Origin of the sequence: Coleofasciculus sp. A1-SPW-01, from assembly GCF_040217205.1 — a bacterium.
Lineage (GTDB): Bacteria > Cyanobacteriota > Cyanobacteriia > Cyanobacteriales > Coleofasciculaceae > Coleofasciculus > Coleofasciculus chthonoplastes_A.
The window spans coordinates 1-19,780 of record NZ_JAVJNP010000028.1 but is presented as its reverse complement, the minus strand read 5'-3'; the positions used below and the strand labels follow the sequence as shown (position 1 = coordinate 19,780).

The following is a 19,780-nucleotide window of genomic DNA, read 5'->3' as shown; positions in this document are numbered from 1 at the left end:
TAATTGGGCGGGATGATTACAGACTTGTTTGAGTCGCATCAGCAAGGTTAAAATTAACCCCTTGCGCTTAATCCCCTCCGCTGCTTCAATTTCCACCAAGGATTCATCCACCAGTTTCTGATACAGGGCGGCTTGTTCTGCGGCGAGTCCACAGAATACCGTCATCTCCTGTTTTTCCGGTAAATCCTGAATAATGGTCTTATCAGTTTTCAGACGGCGCAGAATAAACGGTTGTACCAATGATCGCAAAGTTTGTAAGGAATCCCTGTCACCAAACTTCTCAATTGGCATAGCAAAGCGGCGTTGAAAAAATTGGCGATCGCCTAAATATGCAGGATTGAGAAAATCTAAAATTGACCACAATTCCGATAATCGGTTCTCCACAGGCGTTCCGGTTAAAGCAATGCGAAATTCCGTCGGCAGTTTCCGCACAGCTTGTGACTGTTTTGCCCCTGGATTTTTGATATTTTGGGCTTCATCTAATACCACACCTTGCCAGGATACCGATTCTAGGGTTGCAGCATCTCGATACACTAATGGATAACTGGTAATCACCAAATCCTTAGTCTTCACTGTTTTGGCAAATGTCTTACCTTTTGAACGTTTATCGCCATGGTGTACTATTGCCTTTAGAGTCGGGGCAAATTTTTTCACTTCCCGTTCCCAGTTTCCTAGTACGGATGTGGGACAGACTAATAATGTGGGCGATTCCAGAACATCTTGTTCTTTTAAATAAAGCAAAAAAGCAATAAACTGAATCGTTTTACCTAATCCCATATCGTCCGCTAAACAAGCCCCTAAACCCCAGCGTTCTAAAAAAGCCAACCAACTGGCGCCTCGGAGTTGATAGGGGCGTAATGTGCCGTTAAAGTCTTGGGGAACGTCGATAGGTTCAATCGTGCGATTTCCAGTTAAATTAGTAATTAACTCTTGCAGCGCCCCGGATGCTTCAAAGTGAACAACGGGCAGTTTTCCTAAAGTTTTGGTATCGCCTGTCGCCAGTCGCAAGGCGTCTTCTACTGACAAACTCATATCTTCCTTGGAAGCTTTCATGATGGTTTGCGCCGCCCGCGCATCGGCGGGTTGGAGGGCAATCCATTCTCCATTCACTTCTACTAAGGGGGATTTGAGGGACATCAGGCGCTGGAATTCGGATTTGGAGAGTTTTGTATCACCAATTGCCAAATCCCATTTAAATTTCAGCAGGCTTTGTAATCCCAACCGTTCGTCTTTTTTAGATTTTGGTGCTTCTGCGGTAATGCTAATACCGAGGCGTTTTTCCCCTGATCCGGGGGCTAATCCTGGAGGTAAGATAATTCCTAAGCCACTGTCTTGGAGTCGCCATGCACTAGCTTTGATGAACTCGTACACTTGAACGGGATTGAGTTCACAGAATCGGGGACAGCGTTCGTGTAAGCTGGCTTCTAGGGGGGGATAGAGACGAGAGGCTAATCCTAATCCCTTGAGTAGGGTTTCTTGAGGCTGTTTAATGGTTCGCCCATGATAGTCTAATTGTTCGACAGGTTGTCGCCAAATCGTTTTGGCATCGATTAATAAATCAGGATCATCCATGGCTTGCAAGCAAAAGTCAAGCCGCCAGTTGGCTTCATCGGGTTCTGGGGGTTGCAAGACTAAGCAGGTGCGGAAGAGATTTTGGGTTAAGCCTTGGGTAGTGGGGGTAACTAGATGCTGTTGAATCGAGGTTGTCCAATTAGACAGGGCGGTATCTAAACGGGCGATCGCCATCGGTTCAACGTCTAGGTTCTCCTTGGCGCTACACAGGGCTTGCAGCCATTCGGGGATGGGTGAGGTAGCGGTTGGGGGTGATAGTGATTCAACCCAGTTTTGCACCTGAGTATCAATGGTGTGTCTTAAAAAGTTCAGGATTGTTGATTGGGGATGTTGTGATTGTAGAGACGCGCCATGGCGCGTCTCTACATTGCCGTCATACGCTTGACATGCTAAGGGCATGGATTGGGTAAACTCGGCTAACCGGGTTTGATCGGTGGCACTGTCGAGGAGGGGTTGCCAGTAGGCGATCGCTTTACCCTTGGGTTGGCGATACAATCCAGGTAAAAATTTACATCGAGTCAGTAAGTCTAAACTCCAGCGATAGACATGCGTCCAAAATCGTAAATCTGATCCGACGTAATTATCGGCAACATTGAATCCCCCTAAGGGCAGAGATTGCAGAAAGGGGAGGGCGGTTGAGGGGGTGAGACGGTAGCCGGAAACCTGCCATTGATGCAGTTCGAGGGAGGAGGAATCTGTCTCGTCGGTGAGGAGTTTGGCGGAAAGGATTGGGTAGGCTGGTGTCTTGGCTTCTGCGGGGTGAGTGGGTAAGACGAAGACTTGGCTTTGCCAGGAGGCGATCGCACTCTCGCTGTTTCCTTTGCCTTTTCCGGTTCCAGAGTCGGGCAGGGTTAAACCGCGATCGCCTAAAAATTCGCTTAACTCTGCTTGTGTCATTGCAAAAGGATGGGGCATAATCCCCGTCTTAGCGGCAGAGTCAACAGAGGCTAAAGGACGCCATTGTTCTCCCCAAATAAATAAATAATTATCAGATTCGCCTGTAATCCAACTACCATGTAAAATTGCCATGTTTATAGAAAAATGAAAATAGAATCCAAGACTATCAATTGCTGCTTGTCAAATTTTAATCAATGGGTGTGAGGCAGCAACTCTCGCACTCAGTCGGGGCAAGGTTAGTCCCATCTGGATGAGACAAGAAACGATACTCGTAAAACTCGACCTGACTGAACTCAAAACTCAGACACGCAATGGGTCTGGAAAATTCAAAACTCAAAACTCAAAACCAGGTTCCCTTGAACGGACGTGAAGGGTGAAAACTTAACACCCTTCTCAAAGCAGCATTATTCCATAAATGCTAGGATTGCGACAGAGAAAAAAACGTGATAAAGAGAGAAGGGTAACGAACCAAATGGTAGAGTTAGACAAATCAATATCCTTTGATGGACGGGATATTCGGCTAAGAGCCGGTCTACTAGCACCCCAAGCTGGGGGATCTGTACTAATTGAGTCAGGAGATACAGCGGTTTTAGTTACGGCGACTCGCTCAGCGGGTCGAGAAGGCATCGATTTTCTCCCCTTATTAGTAGACTACGAGGAAAGACTGTATGCAGCGGGTCGAATTCCCGGTGGGTTTCTGCGCCGCGAAGGGCGTCCTCCGGAAAAAGTTACACTGACCAGCCGTTTGATTGACCGCCCGTTGCGCCCCTTGTTTCCCAGTTGGCTACGGGATGATATTCAGATTGTAGCCACAACCTTGTCCATGGATGAACAAGTGCCACCGGATGTGCTGGCGGTAACGGGGGCATCGGTAGCGGTACTGCAAGCCCAAATTCCATTCTATGGTCCGATGGCAGCAGTACGAGTGGGGCTAGTTGGAGATGATTTCATTATTAATCCAACATACCGCGAAATCGACAATGGTGATCTAGATTTGGTGGTCGCGGGTTCTCCCCAAGGGGTGATCATGGTGGAAGCCGGGGCGAATCAACTGCCAGAACGGGATATTATTGAGGCGATTGAATTTGGCTATGAAGCCGTACAGGATTTAATTGCGGCTCAGGAAAACCTGCTCAAAGAGTTGGGAATTGAGATTATCCAAGCCGAACCCCCAGAAACCTCATCGGAACTGGAAGAGTTTATTCGCGATCGCGCGACGAAACCGATTAAGAAAGTTTTGTCTCAGTTTGACTTCGATAAGCATGATCGCGATGAAGCCTTGGATGAAATCAAGGAAAATGAAATTCTGGCTCCCATCGCTGAACGTCCAGAGGATGATCCCCTGCGCGTGGCGGCGGCTAATGATCAACTGCTCAGCAGTGTGTTCAAAAGCTTAACCAAGAAGCTGATGCGATCGCAAATTGTGGAAGACGGGGTGCGTGTTGATGGGCGTAAACTGGATGAGGTGCGTCCGGTGTCGTGTCAGGTGGGGCTATTGCCCTCTCGTGTTCATGGCAGTGGTTTATTTAACCGAGGTTTGACTCAAGTCCTGTCTACAGTGACATTGGGAACGCCTGGGGATGCTCAAATGTTGGATGATCTGAATCCAGAGGAAGAGAAGCGTTACCTGCACCACTATAACTTCCCGCCTTTTTCCGTGGGAGAAACCAAACCCATGCGATCGCCCGGACGCCGGGAAATCGGTCACGGGGCGTTAGCGGAACGGGCGATTATTCCCATATTACCGCCGCAAAATGAGTTTCCTTATGTGATTCGGGTGGTATCGGAGGTGCTATCCTCCAATGGTTCAACCTCGATGGGTTCGGTTTGTGGATCGACGCTAGCGTTAATGGATGCTGGGGTTCCGATTACCAAGCCTGTCAGTGGTGCGGCGATGGGATTGATTAAGGAAGGCGATGAAGTCCGGATTCTCACCGATATTCAAGGAATTGAAGACTTCTTGGGCGACATGGACTTCAAAGTCGCGGGAACGGATAGCGGAATTACCGCGTTACAAATGGACATGAAAATCACCGGGCTGCCCATGGAAACCGTTGCCAAAGCGATTGAACAAGCCAAACCAGCACGACTGCACATATTAGAAAAGATGCTGGCGGCAATTGACAAACCCCGTCCTGATTTGTCGGCGTTTGCCCCACGCTTACTGACAATGAAGATTGATCCGGACTTAATTGGCTTGGTGATTGGTCCTGGCGGTAAGACGATTAAAGGGATTACCGAACAAACCGGTGCCAAAGTCGATATTGATGATGATGGCACGATTACGGTTTCTGCGGTTGAAGGGGAAAAGGCAAAGAAAGCGATTACCCTGATTCAAGGCATGACCCGTCGCTTAGAAGAAGGGGATGTTTATGCAGGGCGCGTAACTCGGATTATTCCCATCGGTGCCTTTGTCGAAGTGTTACCGGGGAAAGAGGGAATGATTCACATTTCCCAACTGGCAGATTATCGTGTCGGTAAGGTAGAAGATGAGGTTGCTGTTGGCGATGAAGTGATTGTGAAAGTTCGCGAAATTGACAACAAAGGTCGGATTAATCTGACTCGTTTGGGAATTCATCCCGATGAAGCAGCCGCAGCGCGTGCAGCAGCGACTACTTAGAGGGTTTTGGAGTTAGCTGAACGTTAAATCAATTGCCCGTAGCTGGGTTGATTGAATAGGGATTTTGGATTAGGACTCTAATCTTAAATCCCCTAGCTTTATTTTTAAGAGAAGGCAGAAGGGAAAGAGAATTAGTCTCACGAATTAAGCTAATTAGAAATGCCGTCGCAGAGAGCGCGATCGCTTTCACTCACGTTGGGGTTAGTTTTGAGATAGTCTCGCACCCAATTACACCCCCTTACCAGTAAGTTATCTAAATCCAGATTCCATAGTTTAATTTTATTATCGTCACTTCCAGAGGCTAAAGTTTTACCATCGGGGCTGAAACTTACACTATTGACCGATGAATAATGTCCATAGAGAGTATCAATATTTTTCCCTGTTTTTATATTCCACAGTTTAATTGTATTATCCTCACTTCCAGAGGCTAAAGTTTTACCATCGGGGCTGAAACTTACACTATTGACCGATGAATAATGTCCGGTGAGACTGTCAATCGCTTCCCCTGTTTCTATATTCCATAGTTTAATTGTATTATCACCACTTCCAGAGGCTAATATTTTCCCATCGGGGCTGAAACTTACACTATTGACCGATGAATCATGTCCATAAAGAGTGTCAATATTTTCCCCTGTTTTTATATTCCACAGTTTTATTGTATAATCATCACTTCCAGAGGCTAAGGTTTTCCCATCGGGGCTGAAACTTACACTATTAACCGATGAATCATGTCCATAGAGGGTATCAATATTTTTCCCTGTTTCTAGATTCCATAGTTTAATTGTATTATCACCACTTCCAGAGGCTAATATTTTCCCATCGGGGCTAAAACTTACACTAATAACCCCTGAATCATGTCCAGTAATGGTGGCAATTGCTTCCCCTGTTTCTAGATTCCACAGTTTTATTGTTTTATCCTCATTTCCAGAGGCTAAAGTTTTCCCATCAGGGCTGAAACTTGCACTATTGACCCATAAATTATATATGGTGAGAGTGTCAATAGTTTCCCCTGTTTCTCTATTCCATAGTTTAATTGTATTATCACCACTTCCAGAGGCTAATATTTTCCCATCAGGACTGAAACTTACACTATTGACCGAAAAATAATGTCCAGTAAGAGTGGCAATAGCTTCCCCTGTTTCTAGATTCCATAGTTTAATTGTATTATCACCACTTCCAGAGGCTAATATTTTCCCATCGGGGCTAAAATTTACACTAATAACCCCTGAATTATGTCCAATAAGAGTGGCAATAACTTCACCTGTTTCTAGATTCCACAGTTTAATTGTATTATCATCACTTCCAAAGGCTAAGGTTTTCCCATCAGGGCTGAAACTTACACTATTGACCCATAAATTATATCTGGTAAGAGTGGCAATAACTTCACCTGTTTCTAGATTCCACAGTTTAATTGTATTATCACCACTTCCAGAGGCTAAGGTTTTCCCATCGGGGCTAAAACTTACACTAATAACCCCTGAATCATGTCCGGTGAGAGTGGAAATAGCTTTCCCTGTTTCTAGATTCCACAGTTTTATTGTATTATCACCACTTCCAGAGGCTAAGGTTTTTCCATCGGGGCTGAAACTTACACTAATAACCGATGAATCATGTTCGTCTAGGGTGGCAATAGCTTCCCCTGTTTCTAGATTCCACAGTTTTATTGTTTTATCCTCACTGCCAGAGGCTAATATTTTCCCATCAGGGCTAAAACTGACACTATTGACCGACGAATCATGTTCTTCTAAGCTGTTATACGGTTTCAGCTTATTAACTGCCTGCCATAGTACATTTGCAACTCGTACTTTTGTCGCAAAATTAACCTGTTTCTCAGATATCTGTTGCAGTGGTATTCCTGCCTGTAAACCAGCTATCAGTGCATCAAATATTTTATCCTGGTTGAAAAGTTCCTCTGAATATCGACTGAGACTATCACTTTGACCAATCTGAAGTTTTTCCGCTCGCCGCCTTTGAGATTCAGCTTGCCAGGTTAATCCAGCTAATCCAAATACAGCCATTACTGAACCCACTAACGCTATCTTAATAAACTGATTAAATCGTTGTTCACCAATTTGACGTTGCTCTTTTTCTCTGTTCAATTCTTCTAAGAGTTCAGTCGTCTGATTTTGACGAATAAAGGATACCAAATAATCGTGAACCAATTGATAACGGTTATCAGGAGATTCTGGTATCCGTACCACTAAGCCTGAACCAACTAAAATCGGTAAAACTAAATCATATAATTGACTTTCTTTCACCTGTAACCCAACAGTATCTAAATCTTTGCTCAACTCACTGCGAGTCTTCAGAGGACGAGTTAGATTTTCATCGGTTAGCCAATATAAAACCAGTCGCGTAATTTCGTCATTCTCTTGACCACAGTCTTTAATAACTCCCTCTAAATAGTGGTTCACCAATACTTCTTTAGGATTATCCCCCAATCCTCGATATTGTTCTAGCTTAGTAATGTTCTCGTCCTGAAGCTGTGCGCCAACTATCTGCAACTCAATTGGACGCACTGAATTCAACTCAACCGCTAAATCCTTAACCAATTCCGTGATTAATCCAGGTTCTAAATAAAACTGGGAGCGTTGGGTTAACCGTTCAATGACTAATCTGGCTTCGTCTGGGGTAAAGTTGCCTAAATAACAGAGAATATCTTTATCTAAAATATTATGGTCAATCGCTCCCAGATAGTTCAGGCGATTACACTCTAATAGATAATGGAGATAGTCTTCTCGTAGAGACAGAATCAGTTTTACAAAGGGAATATCCAGACAATCCGCCAAAAACCGATAAAATTCCTGTCGTTTCCCTTGGTCTTTGGCAATAAAGAAAAACTCTTCAAACTGGTCAAAAATGAGAACCGTTACCCGGTTACAGTCTGCATTAGTCCGCAATTGTTGGATAATTGCTGCTGTTGAATTTAATGTTTTCCCTAATGCTTCTGCCAAACCGCTCCCCAACGTCTCTACCCAATTGGTATACACTCTGAGAACCACAGGGAAAGCTTCACGTTCTCCAATCAACTGTTGTCTCAAGGCTGGAACTAATCCCGCCTGGATAATTGAACTTTTGCCGACACCGGATTGACCATGAATAATCGTGAGTTTCTGGTCAGTTCTGCAGATTCGTTTGATTAACTCTTTAATAAACTTTTCTCGACCCGAAGCAGCGATTTCTTGGGCAATAATCGCCTGTTGATACCTTGATGTATCTGCAACATTAATCAACTGCTTTTTCGCTTGGAGATGAGACGCTCCCGCAAACGCCTGAAATCCATATTGATATTCAATCGACCGTTTATTTTGCTTCAGTTCAAATGCCTTCCGGTATGATCCTTGCTCAAAATAAAGTGACCGCAACATTGCCAAACTCTTGATATAAAGCGGAGGATCATAATCTGGCTGATTTCCCTCTATCCCTTGTTCTAAATGAGCAATTGCCGCTTTAATTTCCCCTAAAGACTGACAAGCGCTGGCTAAAATAAATCGATAAAACCCCTGTTCACGCGGATGACGTTCAGGACTTTGATTTAAAATAGTCAGTGCTTCTTGCGCCAGTGGTTTTGCCCATTGCCAGCGCGACTGCTTCAGCGCTACTTCTGCTAAAATGCCATAATCTTGAGCCACTTGCAGAGATGTACCATACTGCTGATGCAACCTTTGAGCTGATTCAGCCAAATGCCTTAAATCATCCCAGTCTTGTAATTGTCGCAGAACTTCGGCAAAGTGGTGAATCGTTGAAGCAATTAAATCCAACCGTTGAGCGTCAATAAATTCCTGAATAGAATCCTGAAAATATTCCTGACTTATTCGCAAATTATGCTCATCCTTCCCTGAATTTTGTTCAGCTTTGCGGGAATAACAGAGAGCGATATGTAAAAGCAAGATACCCTGGCGTTCTGATTCCTCAGTATGGGCATCTATCAGCACATCCCGACAATTCTGATAATGGGCTAAGGCTTCATCGAATCGGTGATGCTTAAAATCATTGAAGCCGCGAACAAATTCCAGATTAGCTGCCAACTCTGGCGCTATCGCTTGCCCTCGCTTTTGTAACGCTGTCCAGGCTAATTCAATTTCCTCATAATTGTCCAGAGAAACCGTTAAATCAGCCCTAAAGAGTTTCTCAGTTTCCTGGGTTAGAAATTCCAGCAATTCCGCCGTTGTCCATTGAAACTCAACCGTCGTCGCCCAGCTTTCCAAATCAGGCGCTACCCGAATCAGCCTTTGCCAAACCGGATCATTCATCCAGAGAATCAGGGGAAAAGAAAAATTATGACTCAACTCCTCTCGGATATAATTACTGGATTTAAAAACACCCGTGAGATTCCTAACCGACTCCAACCCCAATACAATGACAGCCTGAGGTGTTTCATCTGCCAATTCTGTCTTAATAAACCCGTAGAGAGACTCCACCGACTCCGGTACAACTAACTCGCGAATCGGCACCGACGATACTTCCCGCAGACGTTGCACCATGCGCTGTCGTAATTCCCCATAATTACAGCGCACCAAAATCAGGCGAAACTGTCCCTGGGATAACCGAAGCGATCGCACGAGGGCGTTTAACGATGTCTGGTTATCCGCTATACTATCATCTGGCTGGGGCGTATGAGTCATGGCTCAATTTTATGCGATTCGCGTGCATCTTAACCGCGTAAATTCTCTAATCTTCATCTTAATCCCTAAATTCCGTCAATTCCCTAAATTCCGTCAATTTCGTAGGGTGCGTTACGCTTTCGCTAACGCACCGAATTCTACCCAATCTAAAACGCACCGCATCCTACCCAATCCTCAACGCACCGCATCCGCTACTCATCCCAAATTCCCCCAGGCATATCAGGAATTTCACTCACCCCCCAATTTGGCGGATAAATCCCCTGTGCCATAAACCGATGAAGACTAGAAAATTCCCACTCCTGGGGAACAGAACACAATCCATGTTTCACCGGATTGTAATGAATATAATCGCAGTGCTTTGCAAAATCAACCTCATCTCAAATCCAGTGTTCCCAAAAGCGACGATAGCGGCGTAGCACACTTAAAATAGGGCTTTGTTTGTAGTCAGCACTTTAGTGCTTCAACGCTTAAGCTGTTCGGCATTTAAACCTTAATGTCAATAATGGCGAAATCCTTGTAATGCGTTTAGCGAAGCCATGCCGCAGGCTTTAGCGAAGCCATGCCGCAGGCTTTGCATCTTGCTCGCTACTAATACCCAATTTAACGTTTTACTTCATATTATTTGGTGCGTTACGCTTCGCTAACGCACCCTACAATTACTACAATTACTTGTTTCTTGCTCCCCTCTCCCCAAGGGTGGGAGAGGGGCTGGGGGTGAGGGGTTGAGCTTAAATAACATCATTGAACTCTACAATTCTGCGGCTTCCGCCAACATGGGATTAATGTCAAACCAAGACCCCTGAGAATCTCGATATTCAAAGACGAACATATCGCGAATTAAAATTTGATATTTCTCTTCTCCCCGCAAACTTTTCTGCTGCGCTACCTCCCGCAAATAGATCCACTCATCCTCGGTAATGGCTAAAGTTAATTCATTTCGCCGTCGCCGAATAATATCTTCAATACAATCTCGCGAAAATGGCGGATCATCTCGCTCAAGACATCGGGAAATTAGCATGAGTAATTGCCGTGCGTGTCCACCACTGATTTGACACAATCGTTTTAACGTATCGGGATGATCAAAGAGTTCTGATATCGAATCTAGGCGCTGAACCGGATTCATATCTGGAAATGCTCTCGCTAATACCATTTGTTGCAGCAGCGCTATCCCTTCTTTACATTCACCGCCTTGGCGCAATTGCACGGGAACCATCGGTAAGATTTTGGGATCAACGCCAAATCGATTGGTTAATCGCCCCAAAGCATTGGAAAAAATTAAAAATAAGGGAATGGTATAAACAACGTGACAATTTAGTTGCTTTAACTGTTCGCCTCGGTCTACAAATAAGTAAACAGGCTGAAGCTCACCTGTGGGTTTAATCGTGTTATCCAAGCGGTCAAGATTATCGATGATTACGACTAATCCTTTTTTACCAATCCGCTTTAGTTTCTCCGTGGCGGGTGTCAATAGTTCCTGATTAATCGCCTTTAAAATTCCATTGGTGCGGGGTTCTAAATACTGGCGTAACTGAGAACGCAGCCGGGGACTATCTTTCATCTTGGTGGTAATTTCGGCAATTCCCCCAGGTAGGGAAAACTTGGCTTCAGATAACTCGATGGGGGTTTGCAAGAAATCGCCCATCTCGCGAAACAGGTTGACAAAATAGGCGGGTTGTAGTCTGATTTTAACCGCTTCCAAACTTTCTGCCACCGATCGCGCGATCGCGAGTAGGATATCTGTCACGTCAACGTCTGCCATTTCTAAGACGTGGCTAGACTCAAAATACACAACATGACAGCCCTGTTTCTATAATCCCAGCTTGAGTTGCTGCAATTCCGTAGACTTGCCACAACCGATATGTCCGGTAAACAATTGGCAGGTTGGTTTATTGGGAGATAGTCGAGTAATTGTTCTGCCTATTTCCTTAATTGTATTACCGCCACGCACCGAGGAAAAATCGATATAATACTTCTGATCCTGGGGATTGGCAAATTTCAGGGGACTTGGGTTACAGGCTTGATAGAACTGCGCGATATCCATGAATTTAAGTGGGTGGACACAATTAAAGTTAACGGTTGAAATCAGGAAAAAACTGTATTAGGTAGAGTTTATACCAGTGGAGAATTGGACATCAACGTCGCGTTTATTTAAATAATATATGCCGTTCGTAGGGGCGCAAAGACTTGCGCCCTTTATAAAATGTTACGAACGAACCCGATTAATAAGCTATTCAGCATTTAAACCTTAATGTCAATAATGGCAAAATCATTGCCATAGTGCGTTTAGCGAAGCCATGCCGCAGGCTTTGCATCTTGCTCGCTACCCATTCCCAATTTAAATGCATGACAGCTTATCGGTGGGTTACGGCGGATAGTTCATTAATCATTATCGCCTGAATTTAAGTCCCGCCTAACCCACCCTACGCAACTATGTGATAACAATTTTTCTTGTTTTAGCTGAGAGGCTATCTCTAACTTGGTGCAGGCAATAATACCGTAAATACACTCCCTTGACTCAGTTGCGATCGCACGCTAACTTGACCACCCATTCCTTCTACCAAAGTCTTCACAATCGATAAGCCTAAACCTGTCCCTCCAGGCGAACGGGCGCGATTCTCATCCCCGCGATAAAATCTCTCAAAGATTCGGGATTGCTGCGCTAAGGGGATACCTTGTCCGCGATCGCATACCTGAATCCTTACCTGTTCTCCTGGTTTGTCTAATTTGACGGTAACAGGTTGATCGGGGTCTGAATATTTTACCGCATTGTCAATTAAATTTAGTAACACTTGCTTGAGGCGATCGCGATCGGCTAAAACTTCAATAAGTTCCCTATTTATATCACTATCAATCACTCGATTACTATATTGTACCGCCATCTCTACAACTTCGGTGACCAAATCATTAAGCACAAAGGGTTCTAAATGAAAATGCATTCTGCCATGATCAACCCGGGCTAAGTCCAATAAATCTTGTAATAGTTGAACCGTCCGATCGGCTTCAGCAGCGGCAATTCCCAAGGCTTCCTGCTGAGGTGGCGTTAAGTTTTTACCGCGCCGTAATGTGCTTTGTAGATATCCAGAAACAATTGTCAACGGCGTTCGCAATTCATGGGACACATTACTCACAAATTGCCGCTGTTGTTCCCATGCCTCAAACAGGCGATTTAACATATTATCAAAGGTTTGCGCTAATTCTTTCATCTCACTCGGCGCTTTATCCAGATGCAGCCGCGCTTGTCCTAAATCGTCAGCGGAAATGGTTTGGGTGAGTTGACTCATCTGACATAACGGTTGCAGCGATCGCTTAATATAAAAGGAAATGACCACAATCATAACGGTAATGGAGAGCAAACTGGCAATCCCTAACGTGCGAATTAAACTCAAAAACATAGCTTGTTCGCTGGTAATATCCTTTGCCACATAAATCTTACCCAGCCGTTCACCCTGCACCTGTAAGGGAGTACCACAGGCGATCCAATAGCGTCCGTTCACCCGATATAATTTAGGGATTAGGGGTATCTGTGAGGACAATAAATGATTGGTTGGATTAAGCTGTAAGGCTGAGGATTGAGCCGTAATTGAGCCATCAGAACGACGTACCCATAACAGCGTATCTCCCGTAGTTAAGTTTTCAATCGCCTTTTGCATCCCTATTTCTAGGGGCATCATCTCACTATAAAGTTCTACATCATGGGGGAAGCGATCGCTAAGATATTGAATATGATGTTTTTGGGCTTGAATCAGGATTTGCTGCGTGTACCAACTCGTCCAGATGGCAACAGCACTTAATCCCGTAATCGATACGGCGGCGATGCCTACTGTTAATCGCAACTGTAGTGAAAAAGGGTCAAATTTGGGTAAGGCTTTACATAATAATTTGAGCAGACGGCTGGAAAATTTCATCGGAGTGTTGATCGAGCTATCATTGTTAAATACATCCCATTTTAGAGTTTAGGTTTGGCTATTTCTCTTCAAAAGGGATGCATCGGGGAAACTCGGTTTACTTTCAGTTAATCCGATGATCATTAAATCAAGATGATTTTTTCCTGATAGATAGATGAGAACAGATGAGACAGGGCGGGTTTTGGTCAAATTGTTATGGTTTTCGCTGTTAATTTTTTTCCTAAACCCGCCCCTACATTAACGCTTATCTATCGATATTCTATTTATCAATTAACCTAAATTGGACAATATAACCTACCTGATTTTCCGGCGCATTGCCTTCCTAATATTAACATTGCACATCTGTAGGGGCGGGTTTAGGGATTCAATCGAGAAACCCACCTCAAACTCAACAACGAAACCCGCCCTATTCCCCACCTACAATTTATCCTCAACCCGATAACCCAACCTATCTGTTTTACACCGCGATCGCACGCTAAAGTGACAGGATGAGACCGGGCGGGTTTTGGTCAAAATGTTATGGTTTTCACTATTAATTTTTTTCCTAAACCCGCCCCTACATTCCATCTTATCTGTCGATCCTCGCCAAACAATCAACGCTTCAGATGTTCTTCTAACAACTGTTGGGCGCGAGGCTTGTAAATAAGATAGAACAATGACTCAATATACCGCAACAAATCCTCCCGTTTTTCTTTCGAGGTATAATTCCAAAACCCATAAATCCGCGCCAAGGATAACAGGCGGCTGGTGTGAATCTTCCAGGTATAGGTACTGTACACCCGTTCCATTCCCCGATTGGAAATCTCCAACCAATAATCAGGATTTTGTTCACATTTAGACAGAAACTCCAAAATCTTCTGGGCAGTTTCTTCCAGATTCGTGGGGTTAATTAAGAACCCATTCACCTTATCCTGAATAATCTCCAACGGACCCCCAAACTGCGTGCCAAACGTGGGCAACCCGGAAATCATCGCTTCCAAAATAGTCAAACCAAACGCTTCAAACAGCGCAGGTTGAACAAAAATTCCTCGGTGATCCGCAATCACGCGGTAGATTTCCCCCGAATCCAGCTTCGGTAAGCGCACGCCTAACCAGCGAATTTTGCCATGTAAATTGTATTCGTCGATGAGTCGGTAAAGTTTAACAATTTCATCCTTTTCCTCGTTATCCGTCGAGTCTTCCGTGCGTAATTTCCCAGCAACGAAAATCAGGTTACACTGTTCTTGTAACGCTTTACTCTTACCAAAACATTCCGTTAAACCCGTCAGATTTTTAATCCGGTCAAGACGTGCTATTGAGAAGAGAGGACGCTTTGTCGGATCATCTAACTTGCCATAAACTTGAGACGGATCATCTAAAGTAAAAAGTAACTCCTCTAACCGTTCACAATCGCGAGGCACTCGATCCTCACTACGAGTATAGGGGAAGTAAACCTGTTCATTCACTCCCGGCGGCACCACATTAAACTTAGGTGAAAATAACTCAATTCCATTCACCACATGATACAAATCTGGCATGGTGAAATTCTGGTAGGATTCATACTGACCCACACTATCCGGCTTGCCAACAATCTCCTGATACGTACTGCTGATAATAAAATTCGCCGCATTCATGGCAATCAAATCAGCCGTAAATTGGATCGAGAAATGATATTGCTCTTCTAATTCCTGCCAATAGAGATTACTAAATAAGTATTTAGACTTTTCCAAAGCGTGAGCAACAATACACTGAGTGACATCCATGCGGCGGGATAGGAGAAATGCCACCAAGTTACCATCTGAATAGTTGCCAACAATGAAATCAGGAACCCCTTGAAATTCTGCCCGGAGTTCTTTTTCCGCATCAATCGCGTAGGTTTCCAGATAGGGCCAAATCTCAAACCGAGAAATCCAGTTCTGGGTATAGTTGGGATTAAATTCTCGGAAGGGAACCCGCAAGATCCAAGCATTATCCGTACCATGAACTTTTTCTAGGCGTTCGTTACAACGAGTGCCATCATTGTTGGGAATTAACCGGGATAAGATAATAACTTTGGGCTTGACCTTGAGCAACTCTAACCCAGCCAGTTTAATATCTTCTTGTAGCTGCTTTTCTAAACTCCGAGCCTGATCCAGGACATAAACCACTTGACCCCCGGTATCGGGACGCCCTAAAACGCCTTCTTGTCCAAACCACCCATGAATGGAAACTAAGACAATCCGGAAAATCATCGGGATACGGGACAGAAATTCTTCTAATCCCTGGTGATCCGGAGAATCAATCAGTTCATCCAGGATTTCTAGGGTTTCTCGGACGCGACTTGCTGTATTCCCCCAACCCGCTTCAAACCCCATGTCTTGCAGCTTGAAACGAAAACTTTCATAAGGTTCATCCTCGGCGCGATCGCTCACAAATCCCAGGGCTAATTTTACCTGATCAGAAAGCTGTTGTTGGCTTTTAATCCGTCCGTTAATTAGCAGTTGAGTCCCTTGTACTTCATGGAGACTGAGGAAATTAAATAGCGACTCTTGCCATTGGCGCGGATCTTGAAACAGCTTACTAGACAGAAAGCGATTCAGAAACTGAACCCCCTTGCCAATGTTTTTCGAGTCCCGAATAATTGGACTATAATCATAGAATGGCTTAAAATCCAGTTCCAGGACATCCCCTTCATTAGGACGATAATGGTTGACGAAGCGATCGCGCACATCGAGCAGTGTTTGAATCGTGATCGGCTCAACGGTTAAGTCTTCTAGAACTTGAAACGCTTCTTGTTCGGCAATCTTGGGGCGGATGATTAGATAAAGACTTTCCTGATCGAGAATAATTTCCTGGGTGTAATAAATCAGTCGTCCTAGATTAGACGAATGATAAAAATAGTCCGGTTTCTCCTGGTCGGCGCAGTATTTACTAAAATCAGACAGAATATCGTTTCGCAGTAAATACCGGGGTCCTGACTGTTTTAATTGACTGGCAAATTGGCGTAAATCATTGCGTTCTTCACAATCGAGTACATTCTGGATTAGATTGAGCATTACAACGTCCCAAGCGCTTTCTTCAAAAAGGATAGAAGTCGAGAGGTATGACTCCGGAAAAACGCCCTACTTCAAAGCGGTAACAGAAGCGTAACCACTTTTTTTCGGGCGCAGGGTAACAGGGGTAATTGAGCAGGTCAGTTAATTAAAACCTTGCTGCATGAGTGTTTTATGCGGTTGAGCCACACAGGAAAAATCAAGCAATCTTTACAAATCGTAAAGTTGCCCGTACTTTTGCCGGATATAACGGATGAATGGAGCGATGTGCAAATCTGCACCAGTGACGCCCTTGATTAATTCAGCCGCCGTGTACTTGCAACCGTGTTGGTATATGTTTTCTTTTAACCAATTATGCAAGGTACTGAATTGTCCTTGTTCAATGTTAGCTAAGATTTCCGGATGAGCGACTAAGGCGGCTTCAAAAATTTGGCTGCTCATCAAGTTGCCTAGGGTATAGCATTGGAACATCCCGCCAATTTGACTGGTATACCAGTGAACGTCTTGGAGAACGCCATCCATATCCGTTTCGGGGACAATGCCTAAATCAGACCGATAGCGTTCTCTCCAGGCTTCCGGTAAGTCCCTGACGGCTAATTTTCCTTCTAGCAAGTCCAGTTCCAAATCAAAGCGAATCATCACATGCAGGTTGTACGTCACCTCATCTGCATCCGTGCGAATGAGCGATCGCACGACTTTGTTGATGGCTCGGTAGAATGTCTCTAAGGAAATATCCTTAAGTTGATGGGGAAACGCAGCTTGTAGTTGGGGATAGAAGAATTGCCAAAAGCCGCGACTGCGCCCGACGATATTTTCCCACAGCCGAGATTGGCTTTCATGAATCCCTGCCGAAGTCCCACCCGCTAAGGGCGTTCCTTCCAAGGTTGGGCTAATCCCTTGTTCATACAACCCATGACCCATTTCATGAATACTACTAAACAGCGCCTGTCCTAAGTCATTGTCGTAGACGCGAGTAGTAATTCGCACATCCTCTGTAGAGAAGTTAATCATAAAGGGGTGATGGGTTTGATCTTGTCGTCCCCGTTGGAAGTCATACCCCAACTGCTCAATGATTTTTAGGGTAAAGGCTAACTGATCTTGAGCCGGATAATATTGATGCAAACACCGATCATCCGTCATCGGTTGGGCGGTAATCGCTTCCACAATCGGCACTAATTCGTCTCGCAACTGGGCAAACAGCGATCGCAAAAAGCCCGCTTGCATCCCATAATCGGCAAAATCAATTAACGGATCAGCAATATGATCATATCCGGGGAAAAAGTTCGCCAATTCCCGGCTCAACTCCAGGGTTTTTTCCAGATAGGGTTCAACAGCCGCAAAATTATTGTCCGGGCGTGCGGCAACCCACGCCCCATACGTATCGGTACGATGGCGAGAAAATTTTGCCATAAACGTCGCAGGAACCCGCGCCGCCCGCTCATATTTGCGGCGGGTAACCCGCACTAAACTGGCTTCATCCGAGTCGTAGGGCAAACTGGCTTCTAGGGAGCGTAAGTCCTCTAGAAGCTCACCCATGGCTGGATCAGTAAATTTACTATGAGAAATTTGTTGCAACGTTGCCAACTGACGTCCGCGAGCGGATGCGCCTTTGGGCGGCATATAGGTTGCCTGATCCCAATACAACAAAGACGCGGCGGCTTCGATATCGGTAATCTCACTCAGGCGGGTTTTCAGCTCTAGGAGTTTGGTTTCTGTCTTTTCGATAGTCTGCATAGTCGGTGGGTGATGCTGTAGTATTGGCTTGGAGACATTGTTGGAAATGTTTCCCAGATTAGTAAATGTACACCTGACAATCGAAAAGGAGAATCATCCCTAACTGGCAGGGAACGAACAGCTAGGCTGAACTCTAGGCTTGTACAGTGACTCTCGTACTTAACTACGGTAACTCAACGGCAATGAATACATCATTGGGCTGACCGCTACGGCAACGGCGAATCCTGATCCGGTGGAACGTGACCAAACTATCTTTCTACCTTAGCTATTGAACAGTGAACAGTGAACAGGGAACAGTCAGAATTTGAGACTCCTTAACATTTCTTAGCACAGCGTACAGAATTTATGTAGAGACGTTGCATACAACGTCTCTACAATGGTGATCCTCACCCTTCCCTAATTTTGGTGTCCCCCCTCTGTCGCGCATCGTCGTCTAATTTCTAACCCACAATCCGCACTTCAATATGTAGCACGATAGGTTACAGGTTGGTCTCCGAGAACACTAAGCATAAATACTCACTTTACTGAGGATTGATACCTTGAGATAATTAGCCAGTTACCTGTGACTATTTAAAAGAGAGATGAACTCTATAAATGAAGAACAGGAATAATGATATCCCCATAGAGTTGCTGCAATAAAGACAAATGTCCGACAGCCGCCAGATTAGTAATAGGAGACGTATCACTAATAACAATCACAACCGTCCTGCTGCCCGTAAATTGCTTAAATCTGTTTCAAAATCCTCCACATCATAGTGAATCGGAATCTGACGAGACGCTAATTCGTGCTGAAACCGAATTCGGGGTATCCCTAACAAATGACTTGCCTTAGCCAGACTGATTTTTTTCTGCTTAAATAGCAGCAGAACAATTTCTAAGAGGAAATCAGGTTCAGATAATCCACTTGCCCTAATAATTTCATCAGAAATAACTAAACTCATCGGCTTGCTTGTCCTCCTACTTTCCAGTCATTTTAATTCAGATGTAACCCACTGTTCGGGAGTCAAAGAGTCGATTTAACCCGTTCAACCTCTGTTTGACGCCCTCTCCATACGACGGACAAGAAAGCAGCATAGCGGCTTCCAGTTCTTCCTCATCCGCCACCCTAATCATCTCACAGAGACTGGCGCTAACACTTTGATGACCCTGAGACGGTTTCCCCTCAACACCTCGCGCCGCCTCAGAATTGGGACGAAGCAATGCGATCGCACACATTACCCGCCAGACTTGAGTCCCCTGCTGTTCATTTGGACGGTGGCAACTGACTCAAATCGATTTTTTACCGACGACAAAATTGTCATCGGTGATTATAATGATTATCATTATCAAAAATGAGCGTTGCCAAAGTCCAACCTGCTATCAATCCAGCAAAGGAGACTAACCCATGCCAAATTATCGCCGTCTAGTTACCACAAT

9 protein-coding genes and 3 pseudogenes are annotated in these 19,780 nt (G+C 44.7%); 2 read left to right on the top strand and 10 right to left on the bottom strand.

Going from position 1 to position 19,780, the window contains the following annotated elements:
- On the bottom strand, positions 1-2,601 hold a 2,601-nt coding region (locus tag RH949_RS05365), incomplete at its 3' end, for a DEAD/DEAH box helicase (protein ID WP_446352157.1).
- A 340-nt stretch (positions 2,602-2,941) separates the two neighbouring features.
- On the opposite strand from RH949_RS05365, the gene RH949_RS05360 reads away from it, so the two are divergent.
- Positions 2,942-5,089, top strand: a complete 2,148-nt coding sequence (locus tag RH949_RS05360; protein ID WP_006104829.1) for a polyribonucleotide nucleotidyltransferase — start codon at positions 2,942-2,944, stop codon at positions 5,087-5,089.
- 149 nt (positions 5,090-5,238) lie between these two features.
- On the opposite strand, the gene RH949_RS05355 is transcribed toward RH949_RS05360, so the two are convergent.
- Positions 5,239-9,714 (bottom strand): WD40 domain-containing protein, encoded by a 4,476-nt coding sequence (locus RH949_RS05355; protein ID WP_446352156.1) that lies wholly within the window; start codon positions 9,712-9,714, stop codon positions 5,239-5,241.
- Between RH949_RS05355 and RH949_RS05350 the strand changes: the two genes are divergently transcribed.
- The gene (locus tag RH949_RS05350) at positions 9,713-9,985 is read left to right on the top strand and encodes a hypothetical protein (RefSeq protein ID WP_446352158.1); all 273 of its coding nucleotides are present in this window, start codon (positions 9,713-9,715) and stop codon (positions 9,983-9,985) included. The genes RH949_RS05355 and RH949_RS05350 overlap by 2 nt on opposite strands.
- On the opposite strand, the pseudogene RH949_RS05345 reads toward RH949_RS05350, so the two are convergent.
- The 8 genes and pseudogenes from RH949_RS05345 to RH949_RS05310 all read right to left on the bottom strand — a co-directional run.
- Positions 9,906-10,118, bottom strand: a pseudogene (locus RH949_RS05345) (REP-associated tyrosine transposase); the annotation flags it as partial. The gene RH949_RS05350 and the pseudogene RH949_RS05345 sit on opposite strands and share 80 nt — an antisense overlap.
- Positions 10,119-10,462: 344 nt before the next feature.
- Positions 10,463-11,755: pseudogene (locus RH949_RS05340) on the bottom strand (P-loop NTPase fold protein).
- Positions 11,756-12,185: 430 nt separating this feature from the next.
- Positions 12,186-13,619, bottom strand: a complete 1,434-nt coding sequence (locus tag RH949_RS05335) for an ATP-binding protein (protein WP_446352155.1) — start codon at positions 13,617-13,619, stop codon at positions 12,186-12,188.
- A gap of 593 nt (positions 13,620-14,212) precedes the next feature.
- A complete protein-coding gene (locus RH949_RS05330) occupies positions 14,213-16,633 on the bottom strand; it encodes a sucrose synthase (RefSeq protein ID WP_446352154.1) in 2,421 nt (806 codons plus the stop codon).
- Positions 16,634-16,840: 207 nt separating this feature from the next.
- On the bottom strand, positions 16,841-18,364 hold the full coding sequence (locus RH949_RS05325) for a carboxypeptidase M32 (protein ID WP_446352153.1): 1,524 nt from the start codon (positions 18,362-18,364) through the stop codon (positions 16,841-16,843).
- Positions 18,365-18,967: 603 nt separating this feature from the next.
- A pseudogene (locus RH949_RS05320) lies at positions 18,968-19,063 on the bottom strand (DUF3368 domain-containing protein); the annotation flags it as partial.
- Positions 19,060-19,305 (bottom strand): UPF0175 family protein, encoded by a 246-nt coding sequence (locus RH949_RS05315; RefSeq protein WP_006104906.1) that lies wholly within the window; start codon positions 19,303-19,305, stop codon positions 19,060-19,062. The gene RH949_RS05315 and the pseudogene RH949_RS05320, both read right to left, overlap by 4 nt.
- A gap of 37 nt (positions 19,306-19,342) precedes the next feature.
- Positions 19,343-19,564 (bottom strand): hypothetical protein, encoded by a 222-nt coding sequence (locus RH949_RS05310; RefSeq protein WP_157453365.1) that lies wholly within the window; start codon positions 19,562-19,564, stop codon positions 19,343-19,345.
- Positions 19,565-19,780 lie beyond the last annotated feature (216 nt).

Bases quoted from the DNA above. Each gene is read 5' to 3' on its own strand.
- RH949_RS05325 (WP_446352153.1), bottom strand. From the start codon at position 18,364: ATGCAGACTATCGAAAAGACAGAAACCAAACTCCTAGAGCTGAAAACC.
- RH949_RS05335 (WP_446352155.1), bottom strand. From the start codon at position 13,619: ATGAAATTTTCCAGCCGTCTGCTCAAATTATTATGTAAAGCCTTACCC.
- RH949_RS05315 (WP_006104906.1), bottom strand. From the start codon at position 19,305: ATGAGTTTAGTTATTTCTGATGAAATTATTAGGGCAAGTGGATTATCT.
- RH949_RS05330 (WP_446352154.1), bottom strand. From the start codon at position 16,633: ATGCTCAATCTAATCCAGAATGTACTCGATTGTGAAGAACGCAATGAT.
- RH949_RS05360 (WP_006104829.1), top strand. From the start codon at position 2,942: ATGGTAGAGTTAGACAAATCAATATCCTTTGATGGACGGGATATTCGG.
- RH949_RS05355 (WP_446352156.1), bottom strand. From the start codon at position 9,714: ATGACTCATACGCCCCAGCCAGATGATAGTATAGCGGATAACCAGACA.
- RH949_RS05350 (WP_446352158.1), top strand. From the start codon at position 9,713: ATGGCTCAATTTTATGCGATTCGCGTGCATCTTAACCGCGTAAATTCT.